Annotated in this window: 11 protein-coding genes; 8 read left to right on the forward strand and 3 right to left on the reverse strand. The window is 67.7% G+C overall.

All coding sequences use genetic code 11. The annotated features are described in order from the left end of the window. Positions 1–106 precede the first annotated feature (106 nt). On the forward strand, positions 107–988 hold the full coding sequence (locus J2X34_RS10200) for a TIGR03619 family F420-dependent LLM class oxidoreductase (protein WP_114723183.1): 882 nt from the start codon (positions 107–109) through the stop codon (positions 986–988). A gap of 62 nt (positions 989–1,050) precedes the next feature. Beyond that, positions 1,051–1,536: a nuclear transport factor 2 family protein gene (locus tag J2X34_RS10205; protein WP_114723184.1), complete on the forward strand. Its 486-nt coding sequence runs from the start codon at positions 1,051–1,053 to the stop codon at positions 1,534–1,536. A gap of 66 nt (positions 1,537–1,602) precedes the next feature. Here the strand turns inward: J2X34_RS10205 and J2X34_RS10210 are convergent, their stop codons facing one another. Beyond that, positions 1,603–3,225, reverse strand: a complete 1,623-nt coding sequence (locus J2X34_RS10210; protein WP_429516959.1) for an acyl-CoA synthetase — start codon at positions 3,223–3,225, stop codon at positions 1,603–1,605. Positions 3,226–3,509: 284 nt separating this feature from the next. On the opposite strand from J2X34_RS10210, the gene J2X34_RS10215 reads away from it, so the two are divergent. The 4 genes from J2X34_RS10215 to J2X34_RS10230 all read left to right on the forward strand — a co-directional run bounded on the left by J2X34_RS10215 (position 3,510) and on the right by J2X34_RS10230 (position 8,007). Beyond that, complete coding sequence (locus J2X34_RS10215) at positions 3,510–4,448, forward strand: 3-oxoacyl-ACP reductase (RefSeq protein ID WP_114723186.1); 939 nt, start codon at positions 3,510–3,512, stop codon at positions 4,446–4,448. 20 nt (positions 4,449–4,468) lie between these two features. Beyond that, on the forward strand, positions 4,469–5,221 hold the full coding sequence (locus J2X34_RS10220; RefSeq protein WP_114723187.1) for an SDR family NAD(P)-dependent oxidoreductase: 753 nt from the start codon (positions 4,469–4,471) through the stop codon (positions 5,219–5,221). 144 nt (positions 5,222–5,365) lie between these two features. Continuing rightward, positions 5,366–7,021 (forward strand): GMC family oxidoreductase N-terminal domain-containing protein, encoded by a 1,656-nt coding sequence (locus tag J2X34_RS10225; RefSeq protein ID WP_114723188.1) that lies wholly within the window; start codon positions 5,366–5,368, stop codon positions 7,019–7,021. 203 nt (positions 7,022–7,224) lie between these two features. Then, positions 7,225–8,007 carry a VOC family protein gene (locus J2X34_RS10230; RefSeq protein ID WP_114723189.1) on the forward strand — a complete coding sequence of 261 codons (783 nt, stop codon included), beginning with the start codon at positions 7,225–7,227 and terminating at the stop codon, positions 8,005–8,007. A 22-nt stretch (positions 8,008–8,029) separates the two neighbouring features. Here the strand turns inward: J2X34_RS10230 and J2X34_RS10235 are convergent, their stop codons facing one another. Beyond that, the gene (locus J2X34_RS10235) at positions 8,030–8,920 is read right to left on the reverse strand and encodes an amidohydrolase family protein (protein ID WP_397484738.1); all 891 of its coding nucleotides are present in this window, start codon (positions 8,918–8,920) and stop codon (positions 8,030–8,032) included. 193 nt (positions 8,921–9,113) lie between these two features. Between J2X34_RS10235 and J2X34_RS10240 the strand changes: the two genes are divergently transcribed. Continuing rightward, positions 9,114–10,253, forward strand: a complete 1,140-nt coding sequence (locus tag J2X34_RS10240) for an NADH:flavin oxidoreductase (RefSeq protein ID WP_429516963.1) — start codon at positions 9,114–9,116, stop codon at positions 10,251–10,253. 336 nt (positions 10,254–10,589) lie between these two features. Continuing rightward, positions 10,590–10,790, forward strand: coding sequence for a hypothetical protein (locus J2X34_RS10245; protein ID WP_429516965.1), 201 nt, complete (start codon positions 10,590–10,592; stop codon positions 10,788–10,790). Positions 10,791–10,881: 91 nt separating this feature from the next. Here J2X34_RS10245 and J2X34_RS10250 read toward each other — a convergent pair whose 3' ends face one another. Beyond that, positions 10,882–12,159 (reverse strand): MFS transporter, encoded by a 1,278-nt coding sequence (locus J2X34_RS10250; RefSeq protein ID WP_429516967.1) that lies wholly within the window; start codon positions 12,157–12,159, stop codon positions 10,882–10,884. Positions 12,160–12,281: the final 122 nt, after the last annotated feature.

The raw sequence follows: 12,281 nt of genomic DNA on the forward strand, positions 1-12,281 counted from the left end.
CACCGGGCGCCGACAAACTCCCGGTCACCGGAAAACCTGCGGCGCCCGTCATGGTGCTCGGGTAGAACGAATCGACAATGGCCGATCCAGCAACGGAGCTGTAGGGATGCATATCGGAATCGTCTCCCCCGTCGTGGTGCTGCACCCCGGCGCCCACTCGGAGTGGGAGCGTGGCGGCGGAATCTCCGACCTCGCCCGGGTGGCCGAATGCGCGGATCGTCTCGGCTTCCACCACCTGACCTGCAGTGAACACGTCGCAGTCCCGGTCGAGGTGGCTGAGGCCCGCGGCGGAACGTACTGGGATCCGCTCGCGACGTTCGGCTACCTCGCCGCCCGCACCACCCGGATCCGCCTCGCGACCCAGGTCCTCGTGCTCGGCTACCACCACCCGCTCGAGATCGCCAAGCGCTACGGCACCCTCGACGTCGTGAGCGGTGGACGACTGGTCCTCGGGCTCGGCGTCGGAACGCTGAAGGAAGAGTTCGACCTGTTGGGTGCGGCGTTCGAGGATCGCGGCGCCCGCGCCGACGATGCGCTCGCCGCGCTGCGCGCCGCGCTGTCCCGGAGCGTGCCCGAGTACCGCGGAACCTACTACGAATTCCAGGACCTCCTCGTCGAACCGCACGCCGTCCAGGACCGGGTGCCGCTGTGGATCGGCGGGCGCACGATGCGGTCGCTGCGCCGGGCCACCGAACACGGCGACGGATGGGTCCCGTTCGGGCTGAGCGTCGACGAGCTCGCGACCATGCTCGGCAAGGTCGATGTCCCCGACCAGTTCGACGTCGTCCTGAGCGCCGGCGCGCCCCTCGATCCCTTGGGGGCGCGCGAGCGCACCGTCCGCGCCCTCGAACGTCGACGCGACGCGGGCGCCACGATCACCAGCGCGTCCATCGCCGCGACGGGCAGCGCGCACTACTGCGAACAGCTCGAGGCGCTGCGCGAGCTCGGCGTCGGCCTCGGCCTCGAGTTCGATCCCGCGCGCAGCTGACGCGGCGCCGAAGAACAGCCGTTACACCCGATTTGCTGGACAAACATTTTGAAGGAGATCCGATGACCGATACCGCCGCGCTCGTCCAGTCCCTCGTCGAGCGGGTTCAGCTGCTCGAAGACAAGATCGCCATCCAGGAGATCATGACGGCCTACGGTCCGGCGGTCGACTCCGGCGACGCCGACCGGGTGGGCGCACTGTTCGCCGAGGACGGCGTGTACGACGTCGACATGCGCATCATGCGCGGCCGCGCCGAGATCATGGAGATGGTCCGCACCCGCCCGCACCAGGACTACATCGGCGGCGGCTGCGGTCACCTGCTCGACCCGATGAACATCCGCGTCGAGGGCGACACCGCGGTCGCGACCTGCCATTCGCAGCTCATCATGAACGACGACAACTCGGACGGGTTCCGCGTCTGGCGTGTGACCGCGAACCGCTGGGAGTTCGCCCGGATCGACGGCCGCTGGCAGATCACGTACCGCACGGGTCGGGTGCTCGACGGCCGCCCCGAGGCACGCGACCTGCTGGCCCGCGCCGGTAGCTGACCTCCCGAACGACGAAACGGCCCGCTCCCCGAAAGGGAGCGGGCCGTTGCCGTCAGGACCGGAACGTCAGTCGGCGGCTTCGAGAGTCGCCTTCGCCCAACGGTAGTCGGCCTTGCCCGCGGGCGACCGGACGACCTCGGGGACCACGACGAGGGTGCGCGGCACCTTGTAGCCCGCGATCCGGGTCCGGCAGTGCGCGGTCACGTCGTTCTCGTCGAGATCGTCGACGCCGGCGCGGGCCGAGATGACGGCCGAGACCCGCTGCCCGTACGTGGGATCCGGGATCCCGGCGACGAGCGCGTCCAGCACGTCGGGGTGACTCTTGAGCGCCTCCTCGACCTCCTCGGCGTACACCTTCTCGCCGCCGGTGTTGATGCACGACGATCCACGGCCGAGCACGATGATGGTTCCGTCCGCCTCGACGCGCGCGAGGTCGCCGAGAACCGACAGCCGCACACCGTCGACGACGGGGAACGTCGCGGCCGTCTTCTCGGGGTCGCCGAAGTAGCCGAGCGGCACGTGTCCGGCGCGGGCGAGGTAACCGACGGTGTCCGAGCCGGGTTCGATCGTGGAGAAGTCGGTGTCGACCACGCGCGCCTTGGGCGACGGCGCCATCCGCAACAGGCCGTCCTCATCCTTCTTCAGTTCGCCGTCGTTGCCGGACTCCGACGAGCCGAACGCGTCCCGGAGGTAGACGTTCGGCAGCAGCTTGCCCAGCTTCTCGCGGACACTGGCGGACCACAACGCGCCGCCGGAACCGATGATCCACAGCGAGCTGAGGTCGAACCGTTCACCGTGCTCCTCGATCGCGTCGGAGAGCGGACGGGCGATCGCATCGCCGACCACCATCACGGTGTTGATCTTGTGCTGGTCGACCAGTTCGAGGGCATCGACCGGGTCGTACTTGGACATGAGGACCTGCTTGGAACCCATGAACATGCAGGTGAACAGCGAGTACGACGCGGCTCCGTGCATCAGGGGTGCAGTGATCAGGTACGACATCGCGAACTGGTTCGCGGCCGCAGCGGCACCGAGCTCGGCGGGCGAGAGGATCGGATCGCCGCCCATGATGGCGCCGCCTGCGAGTGCGGCGTGGTAGAAGTCCTCGTGCCGCCACATCACGCCCTTGGGCATGCCGGTGGTGCCGCCGGTGTAGATGATGTACAGGTCGTCGTTGCTGCGCTCGGGGAAGTCGCGCTCGGGCGACTGGTCCGCGACGGCCTTGTGGAAGTCGGCGACCGAGATGGTGGTCTCCGCGGCGGCAGCGGCCTCCGAGAGCGCGGGTCCGGCGGCCTCACCGATGAGCACGATGTGGCGCACCGTGGGGCACTTGGGAAGCACGTCGGCGATGACATCGCTGAACTCGCCGTCCGCGATCACCGCCGCGAGCTGAGCGTCGTTGTATAGGTACGTCAGCTCGGCGTCGACGTAGCGGAAGTTGACGTTCACCGGGACGGCACGGATCTTGAGGCAGCCGAGCAGCGACTCGACGAACTCGATGCTGTTGCGGGCGTGGAGACCGACGTGGTCGCCGGGCCGGACGCCCTGAGCAGCGAGGTGGTGCGCGATACGGTTCGCGCCGGCGTCGAACTCGGCGAATGTCCGCGACTCGTCGCCGCACACGAGCGCGACCTTCTCGGGGATGGCGTCGATGACAGCTTCGGTCAGGTCCGCAAGGTTGAGTGACATGGGTGGCCCTTCATGGAGAATCGCACAACGAGCAAGAGTGCGTTCTACCACATAACACGCCCCCGTGTGCCTGAGATCACAACATACCGAGTAGAACATATTTCGATATGCCGATCAATAGCCCCGCGAAGAGTTCCCGGGCCCGCCCCGGCGTCTACCGGATCCCGCGCTGATCAGCGGAAGCAGGGTGTCGCACGCGCGCGATCAAAATCCGCCAGACCCTTGTGAAAAAACTAGAATGAATACTAGTTTGGGGACATCGCATAGAAGGTAAGGAGCCTGACATGGTGGAATCCCTCAGCTTGGCCGGCCGCACGGCCATCGTCACGGGAGCGGGAGCGGGACTCGGTCGCGCCGAGGCGCTCGCACTCGCCGAGGCCGGCGCAGCGGTGATCGTGAACGACATGGGCTCGGCCGCCCACGACGTCGTGGACGAGATCAAGGCCGCGGGCGGACAGGCCCTCGCGATCACCGGCGATGTCTCCGACTGGTCGCTCGGCGCACGCATGGTCGAGGAGGCCGTCACGAACTTCGGTTCGATGGACATTCTGGTCAACAACGCGGGCATCCTGCGCGACAAGATGATCTTCAACCTGTCCGAGTCCGACTGGGACGACGTCATCCGCGTGCACCTCAAGGGGCACGCCGCGACGTCGCGCGCGGCGGCCGTGCACTGGCGCCAGGCCAGCAAGGACGCCGGCGGCCCGATCTTCGGTCGCGTCGTCAACACCTCGTCCGAGGCATTCCTGTTCGGTTCCGCCGGGCAGCCCAACTACTCCGCGGCGAAGGCCGGCATCACCGCGCTGACGCTGTCGACCGCGGCGGGCCTGTCCCGCTACGGCGTGCGCGCCAACGCGATCTGCCCCCGCGCACGGACGGCGATGACGGCCGAGGCGTTCGGTGACGACAACACCGCGACGCAGGGTCTGGATCCGCTGGCTCCCGAGCGCGTCGCGACCCTGGTCCGCTACCTCGCCTCCCCCGAGTCCGACGAGATCAACGGCCAGGTGTTCGTGGTCTACGGCAAGATGGTCGCCCTCATGGCCGCGCCGCAGGTCGAGAACCGTTTCGACGCCGCCGGTTCCGAGTTCTCGGTCGAGGAGCTCGCCGGGCAGCTCACCCCGTACTTCTCGGGCCGCGGGCCGTACGAGACCTACGCCGCCTACAGCGTCGCGGGCCTCGAGAAGATCGCCCTGGCCACCGACGCGCCCGCCGGCGTCTGATCCGGCAGCGGGGGTTCGTCATGAGACTGCAGGGCAAGGTCGCGATCGTCACCGGTGGCGCGGGCGGCATCGGCCGCGCGATCACCCGCGTTTTCTCCCGTGAGGGCGCGAAGGTGCTGTTCGTCGACATCAGCGATGAGAACGGCTTCGCGCTCGAGAAGGAGATCGCGGACGCCGGGGGCGAGGCGAAGTTTCTGGGCGTCGATATCTCGCAGCCGGATTCGGCGACGGCGATCCGTGACGCGGCGGTCGCCGCGTTCGGCGGCATCGACGTGCTGGTGAACAACGCGCACGCGTCGCGGCAGGCCCCACTGCTGGAGCAGACCCAGGAGATGTTCGACATCTCGTTCAACACGGGCTTCTATCCGACGGTGCACCTGATGCAGGCCTGCTACGAGGAGCTGAAGAAGTCGCAGGGCTCGATCATCAACTTCGGGTCCAGCTCCGGCCTCGAGGGCATGCCGACGCAGACGTCGTACGCGGCCGCCAAGGAGGCCATCCGCGGCGTCAGCCGGGTGGCCGCCAACGAGTGGGCCGCGGACCAGATCCGCGTCAACGTGCTCTGCCCGTTCGCGGCGACCGAGGGAGTCGTGGCCTGGCAGAAGGCATTTCCCGAGCGCGCGGCCGCGTCCGTCGCGAAGGTCCCGCTGCAGCGGATCGGCGATCCCGAGACCGACATCGCGCCCGTCGCGCTGTTCCTCGCGAGCGACGATTCGAAGTACATGACAGGCCAGACCCTCATGGCGGACGGCGGCAGCCTGAAGCTGCGCTGATCACTTTCTCGACAGCGGAGCTGAGAATGTCCCGGCTGTACCAATTTTCCGGTACCGCCTCGTAGCCTCCTCTGTCGGCGGTATAACCCTGGCAGCTTGCTGTGTGATGCAAGCCACCCAACAAACCGTCGACAGAGGAGTTCCATGACCGATAGCCGGGCGAACAGAGCCGCTGCAACTCGGGGGGTTGCAAATGTCTCACGCCGCCGATTCCTTGCCGGTACGGGCCTGACCGCGGGAGCGCTGCTGCTCTCGTCGATGTCGACGTCCGCTTCCGCGTCCCCCCGCCGAGCCATCGCCGACGGCGACCGGATCCCGGCACTCGTCATCGGCAGTGGGTACGGCGGCGCGGTCGCCGCGCTGAGGCTGACGCAGGCCGGCATCCCCACCCAGATCGTCGAGATGGGCCGCAGCTGGGACACCCCCGGCCCCGACGGCAAGATCTTCTGCGGCATGCTCAACGCCGACAAGCGCTCGATGTGGCTGTCCGACACCACCGATCAGCCCGTCAGCAACTTCATGGGCTTCGGCATCAACAAGAGCATCGACAAGTACGTCGGCGTGCTCGACTCCGAGCGGTTCTCCGGCGTCAAGGTCTATCAGGGTCGCGGCGTCGGCGGCGGCTCGCTCGTCAACGGCGGCATGGCCGTCACCCCGAAGCGCAACTACTTCGAGGAGATCCTGCCCTCGGTGAACTCCACCGAGATGTACGACAAGTTCTTTCCGCGTGCGAACGCCGGTCTGGGCGTAAACAACATCGACCAGGCCTGGTTCGAGTCGACGCCGTGGTACCAGTTCGCGCGCACGGGCCGCAAGACCGCTCAACGGTCCGGCTTCTCAACGACTTTCGTGCCGAACGTGTACGACTTCGAGTACATGAAGCAGGAGGCCGCGGGCCAGGTCACCAAGTCGGGTCTCGGCGGCGAGGTCATCTACGGCAACAACGCCGGCAAGAAGTCGCTCGACAAGACCTATCTGGCGCAGGCCGCGGCCACCGGCAAGCTGACGATCACGACACTGCACCAGGTCACCAAGGTCGCCCCGGCGTCCGGCGGCGGCTACAGCGTCACGATGGATCAGATCGACGAGCAGGGCAACAAGATCGCGACCAAGGTCGTCACCGCCGACCGGGTGTTCTTCGCCGCCGGCAGCGTCGGCACCAGCAAGCTGCTGGTCTCGATGAAGGCGCAGGGGCATCTGCCGAACCTCTCCTCGCAGGTCGGCGAGGGCTGGGGCAACAACGGCAACGTCATGGTCGGCCGCGCCAACCACATGTGGGACGCCACCGGCTCCCAGCAGGCGACCATCCCGACGATGGGCATCGACAACTGGTCGGATCCGACCGCGCCGATCTTCGCCGAGATCGCACCGCTCCCCGCAGGCCTCGAGACGTACGCGAGCCTGTACCTGGCGATCACGAAGAACCCCGAACGCGCTCGCTTCCAGTTCAATTCGAGCACGGGCAAGGTCGATCTCTCCTGGTCGGTGTCGCAGAACCAGCAGAGCATCGACATGGCCAAGAAGGTCTTCGACAAGATCAACAAGAAGGAAGGCACGATCTACCGGACCGACCTGTTCGGGGTCTACAAGACCTGGGGCGACGACTTCACGTACCACCCGCTGGGCGGCTGCCTGCTGAACAAGGCCACCGACAACTACGGGCGCCTGCCCGAGTACCCCGGCCTGTACGTGGTCGACGGCTCGCTCGTCCCCGGCAATGTCGGCGTCAACCCGTTCGTCACGATCACCGCGCTGGCCGAGCGGAACATGGAGAAGATCATCTCGACCGATCTCGTCTAGGCGCCCTGCTCGCGTCCCCTCGAATGCCTCACAGGGACGCGAGCAGGCCCTTTCTGCGATAGCCTTTCAGCATGCTCGACCGCGTGTCGCAGCGGTCTCCGGACGGACCATGTCCGTTCTCTCCCTACATCTCATCGGCGGCAGGCGGCCCGAGTCGACCGTGACCGGTCGACTGTGAATGAGGTGAATGAGAGGACATCGCGATGTCGACACGTTCGAGTTACGTCGAGGGCACACCCGCTTGGGTCGATCTGCAGACCTCCGATCAGCCGGCGGCGAAGGACTTCTATGCCGCACTGTTCGGCTGGTCGTACGACGACCGTCCGATGCTGGACGACGCCGTCTACTCCATCGCCACCCTGCGGGGCGAACGGGTCGCGGCGATCGCCCCACTCCCCGCCGGATCGTCACCCTCCGAGACCCCTTCCCGATGGAACACCTTCCTCGCGGTGGCCGACGCTGACGCGTCGGCCGCGAAGGTGGAACCCGCCGGAGGTCGGCTCCTGCTCCCGGCCTTCGACGTCGGGGAGGCGGGGCGGATGGCGCTGGTCGCCGACCCCACCGGCGCCGAGGTGGGGCTGTGGCAGGCCCGCGAACATGTCGGCGCGACCCTGGTCAACGAGACGGGCACCCTGATCTGGGACGAGCTGATCACGGACCAGCCGTCGACCGCCCTCCCCTTCTACGCCGCCGTGGTGGGGCTGGGCAGTGCCACGATGCCGATGCCCGACGGCGACTACACCGTCCTCCAGGTGCAGGGCGACGGCGTCGGCGGCTGTGCGCCGCCGCCGCGTCCCGACGTCCCCAACCACTGGCACGTCTACTTCTGCACCGACGACACCGACGCCACCGTCGCGAAGGCCGCCGCGGAGGGTGGCGCGCTCATGGCCGAACCGTTCGACATGAAGACCGTCGGACGGATGGCGGTGCTCACGGACCCGCAGGGGGCGGTGTTCAGCGTGATGCAGCCGGAACCGGCGTCCTGATCCGGTCCCGGCCGCGGCCTCGTCAGGAGAGGTCGAACAGCTTCGTCGCGTTGTGGTGGACCACCGCGCGCACCCAGTCGTCGCCGAGGTCGAAGCGTTCCAGCGCGTCGAGCGCGTCGCGGTACGAGTACGGGATGTTGGGGTAGTCGCTGCCGAAGAGGATGCGTTCGCCCAGGTCCCGCAGCCGCGACACCTCTCCGCGCGGGAATGCGACCTGCGCCTCGGTGAAGTCGGTGAATGCCATCGTCGTGTCGAGATACACGCTCGGATAGCGGTCCGCCAGGTCGAGGAACTCCGAGTACTCCGGCATCCCCATGTGCGCGATCACCAGCGCCAGCCGGGGGTGCCGGGCGAGCAGCCTCGCGATGCGGTCGGGCCCGGTGAACCGGCCCGGCGCCGGCCCCGATCCGCAGTGGATGACGATCGGGGTGCCGCTGTCCTCGAGCAGTCCCCACACGGGATCGAGCAGCGGGTCGCCCGGGTCGTATTCGCCCACCTGGATGTGCGACTTGAACACCCGGGTCCCGGCGTCGAGCGCCGCGGTGACGTACTCCGGCGCCGATTCCTCCGGGTAGAAGGTGGCGGTGTGCAGGCAGTCGGGTGTGCGGGCCGCGAAGTCCGCGGCCCACTGGTTGAGCCAGGCCGCCATGTCCGGCTTGTGCGGGTACAGCATGGACGTGAAGTGGCTGACGCCGAACGCGCGCAGATGCTCGACGCGAGAGTCCTCCTCCATTCGGTACCGGATCGGCCACTCCCGGCCGATGAGCGGGCCGGCGGAGTCGAAGTAGGCCCACACCTTGTCCATCACCCGCTTCGGCATGAAATGGGTGTGGACGTCGATCAGCGACGGCAATCCCAGGCGCTCCCGGAACGCGATCACGTCCGCGGCGTCGGACTCCCAGTCCTGTTCCACCCGATCAGCGGATTCACACACGCACTGCCCCTCTCGCCGGCCTGCTGTCCGGGGTGACGCCGGACACTCCAGACGACCCTAGTCCCGAGCGTTTGCGCTGAGTGAGACCTGGGTTTGACGCGGGCCGAAAGGGCCTGAAAATCTACCTAACACTTGCTTGGTTTCCCACGGCTCTCGAGAAGGCATTGACGACATGACCAGTTCATCTCCCCTGTTCCAGCCGCTGAAGGTTCGGTCGCTCGAGCTCGCGAACCGCATCGTGATGTCGCCGATGACACGCTCCTACTCGATCGACGGGGTCCCCGGCGACGACGTCGCCGGCTACTACCGCCGCCGCGCCGAGGGCGGCACCGGGCTGATCGTCACCGAGGGCGTCGCGATCGACCACGAGACCTCGGTAGACAACTCGCGCGTGCCCCGCCTGTTCGGAGATGACGCCCTCGCGGGCTGGCGCAAGGTCGTCGACGGCGTCCACGAGGCCGGCGGCAAGATCATCCCGCAGCTGTGGCACGTGGGACCGTTGTGGGGCGCGATGAGCAAGGTCGACCCGGCCCTCAAGCCGATGCGCCCGTCCGGCGAGTGGGGCCCGCTCGGCACCACCTCGTACCCGGATTCGTACGTCGAGTGGGCGCAGCAGACCACCGAGGCGATGACCGAGCAGGACATCCAGGACGTCATCTCCGCGTTCGCCCGCGCCGCCCGTAACGCGATCGACGTCGGCTTCGACGGCATCGCCCTGCACGGCGGCCACGGCTACCTGCTGGACTCGTTCCTGTGGGCCGGCACCAACAAGCGTGACGACGAGTGGGGCGGCGACCTCGAGCGCCGCACCCGCTTCCCCGTCGCCGTCGTCGAGGCGATCCGTGCCGAGATCGGCGAGGACTACCCGATCTTCTACCGCTTCTCGCAGCACAAGCAGCAGAACTACACCGCGCGCATCGCCGAGACCCCCGACGAGCTGAAGGTCGTCCTCGGCGCGCTGGCCGACGCCGGCGTCGACGTGTTCGACGCCAGCATCCGCCGCTTCGACTTCCCCGCCTTCGAGGGCAGCGACCTGTCGCTGGCCGGCTGGGCCAAGGAAGTCACCGGCGCGATCACCATGGCCGTCGGCAGCGTCGGCATCGGTAAGTCGCTCCGCGACAGCCGCATCGAAGGCTCGGCGCCGGTCGTCGACAACATCCCCGAGCTCGAGAAGCGCATCGGCGGCGGCGAGTTCGACCTCATCGCGATCGGTCGCCTGCACCTCGCCGATCCGGCACTGGCCTCGCGCCTGCGCGCCGGCGACCCGCTGCCCGAGTTCGTCCGCGACGTGCACGAGGCCTCGCTGACGTAAGCCCCCCGCTCGACGTCGCCCACAGGGTCGTCGCGCCTCCTCTCGCCGAGGAGTTGCGACGACCCTGTCGTCTTTCGGTGGCGCCGACCGCCGGCGCACGAATAGACTCGGCGCGGTGCTCGTATGGATCAATGGCGCGTTCGGTGCAGGAAGGACGCAGACTGCCTTCGAGTTGAATCGACGTGTCCCCCACTCCCACATCACCGCCTGGCCGCCGAAGACGTTGATGTCAGGCACTTCTCGCTGACCGCCTCGCCCGAGACCCTCCAACGTAGGCTGCGGACGCGCAGTGGCTACTGACTGGGCCGGGCCGTCGGGCGAGACGAAACCTGGGCGATGCAACAGATCGACCGCTGCGTCGCAGCACTGGCCGAGGCCAGATTCACCGAACACATCGCCACCGACGATCGCACCATCGACGACGTCGTCGAAGACATCGCAGCGCGCACAGGGCTGCAGCTCGCCCGGGGCCGCCTGACCCCCGCCCGCTATCAGCTTCGACGAGCCGCGGTCGGCATCCGCCACATCAGGACCTGAACGGGGACGCGCGGCTGCTCGTGCAGAGAGATGTCACGTTCGCCGGGAATGCGACGCCCGGCCCGACATAGTGTCCCAGCAATCAGGAGCGCTACGGAACCTTTCGATGTCGTTGCAGTGGAACAGATATCGCTCCTCCCTCAGACGGAAGTGGTAGCGCGGGCTCGGATGTGTCCTTTCGCGACAGAAGGAACGGGGTCGCAAGGAGGAGGACACCGGCGATTCCGATGGCGATGCGGGCGTCAGTGATGACAGCGAGCACGCCCCACAGAGCGGTCAGTACGGCGATAGCACCGGTACCGGTCACGTTCCAGGCCACCATCACCCGGCCGATCCTCTCGGCGGGAACGCGCTGCAGCCGCTCGGTGGCAAACAGAGGGTTGAACACTCCCATGCAGGTGATGAGCGCCAGTTCGACGACGATGACGAGGACGACGCCGGCCGGGCCGGGCATCACGAGGATCAGCCCCACCGGCCACACTGCGCGGAGCGCACCGGAGACGCCGAGGACGCGGCGGCGCCCGTACTGGGCCTCCAGCCGGGGAGCTATCCGAGCGCCGACGAACCCACCGATACAGGGGAGCCCGAATGCGAGTCCGTACTGCCAGGCCTCCCAGCCCAAGTCCCTGAGCAGCAGGACGGCGAGCAGGGGTTCGGTGGCCATGATCAGCGCGTTGACGGCCACCGTGTTCCAGAACAGCGGGCGCAGCCGCCGGTCGGCGTTGATGAACCTCCAGCCCTCGACCACGTCCGTGGTTCGGAACGCCGAGGCCTTCTCGCGGATCGGCTCGGGTTCTCGCTCGCGGATCATCCCGATACTCAGCGCCGACAGGAGGAACCCGGTGGCGTTGGCGATCACCGTGACCACGGGACCGAGAACGCTGATGGCTCCGCCGCCCACGGTGGGGCCGACCGCGGTGGCGGTCCAGGTGGTCGACTCGAACCGGCCGTTGGCCACCAACAGCTGATCCGGTCGCACGATCTGCTTCAGGTAGGCGCCGCTGGCGGCAGCGAACGCGATGTTCGACGCGGTGCTCACGACCGAGACCACCAGTAGCTGCGTATAGGTCAGCATTCCCAGCATGTAGGTGACCGGGATGGTCAGCAGGGCTGCGAAACGGACGACGTCGGCGACGATCATGACCGGCTTCTTGCGGTGGGCCTCGACCCACGGCCCCAGCGGAACGGCCAGCACCGCCCCCACCAGCAGGCCGGCCGCCGCCAGGACGGAGACCGCCGCGGCGCCGACATCGAGGACCAGGATCGCGATCAGGGGGAACGCGCCGAATCCCAACCAGGTGCCGGCCGTCGAGGCGGCGAACGCCGACCAGAGCCATCCGAACGAACGCCCCAGATTCTCCCGAGCCATGAAAACCCCTCCCCCACAACCGATCATCGACAGCGAGGATTCGACCAACCAGGCGGACGCGAAGCAAACAACGAGCGGACCCGCGAGTCACAACCGGGGGTTGTATCCGTAGGGTCTGGGCG

Source organism: Rhodococcus sp. BE178 (assembly GCF_050433545.1).
GTDB lineage: Bacteria > Actinomycetota > Actinomycetes > Mycobacteriales > Mycobacteriaceae > Prescottella.

Bases quoted from the DNA above. Each gene is read 5' to 3' on its own strand.
- J2X34_RS10200 (WP_114723183.1), top strand. From the start codon at position 107: ATGCATATCGGAATCGTCTCCCCCGTCGTGGTGCTGCACCCCGGCGCC.
- J2X34_RS10205 (WP_114723184.1), top strand. From the start codon at position 1,051: ATGACCGATACCGCCGCGCTCGTCCAGTCCCTCGTCGAGCGGGTTCAG.
- J2X34_RS10210 (WP_429516959.1), bottom strand. From the start codon at position 3,225: ATGTCACTCAACCTTGCGGACCTGACCGAAGCTGTCATCGACGCCATC.
- J2X34_RS10215 (WP_114723186.1), top strand. From the start codon at position 3,510: ATGGTGGAATCCCTCAGCTTGGCCGGCCGCACGGCCATCGTCACGGGA.
- J2X34_RS10220 (WP_114723187.1), top strand. From the start codon at position 4,469: ATGAGACTGCAGGGCAAGGTCGCGATCGTCACCGGTGGCGCGGGCGGC.
- J2X34_RS10225 (WP_114723188.1), top strand. From the start codon at position 5,366: ATGACCGATAGCCGGGCGAACAGAGCCGCTGCAACTCGGGGGGTTGCA.
- J2X34_RS10230 (WP_114723189.1), top strand. From the start codon at position 7,225: ATGTCGACACGTTCGAGTTACGTCGAGGGCACACCCGCTTGGGTCGAT.
- J2X34_RS10240 (WP_429516963.1), top strand. From the start codon at position 9,114: ATGACCAGTTCATCTCCCCTGTTCCAGCCGCTGAAGGTTCGGTCGCTC.
- J2X34_RS10245 (WP_429516965.1), top strand. From the start codon at position 10,590: ATGCAACAGATCGACCGCTGCGTCGCAGCACTGGCCGAGGCCAGATTC.
- J2X34_RS10250 (WP_429516967.1), bottom strand. From the start codon at position 12,159: ATGGCTCGGGAGAATCTGGGGCGTTCGTTCGGATGGCTCTGGTCGGCG.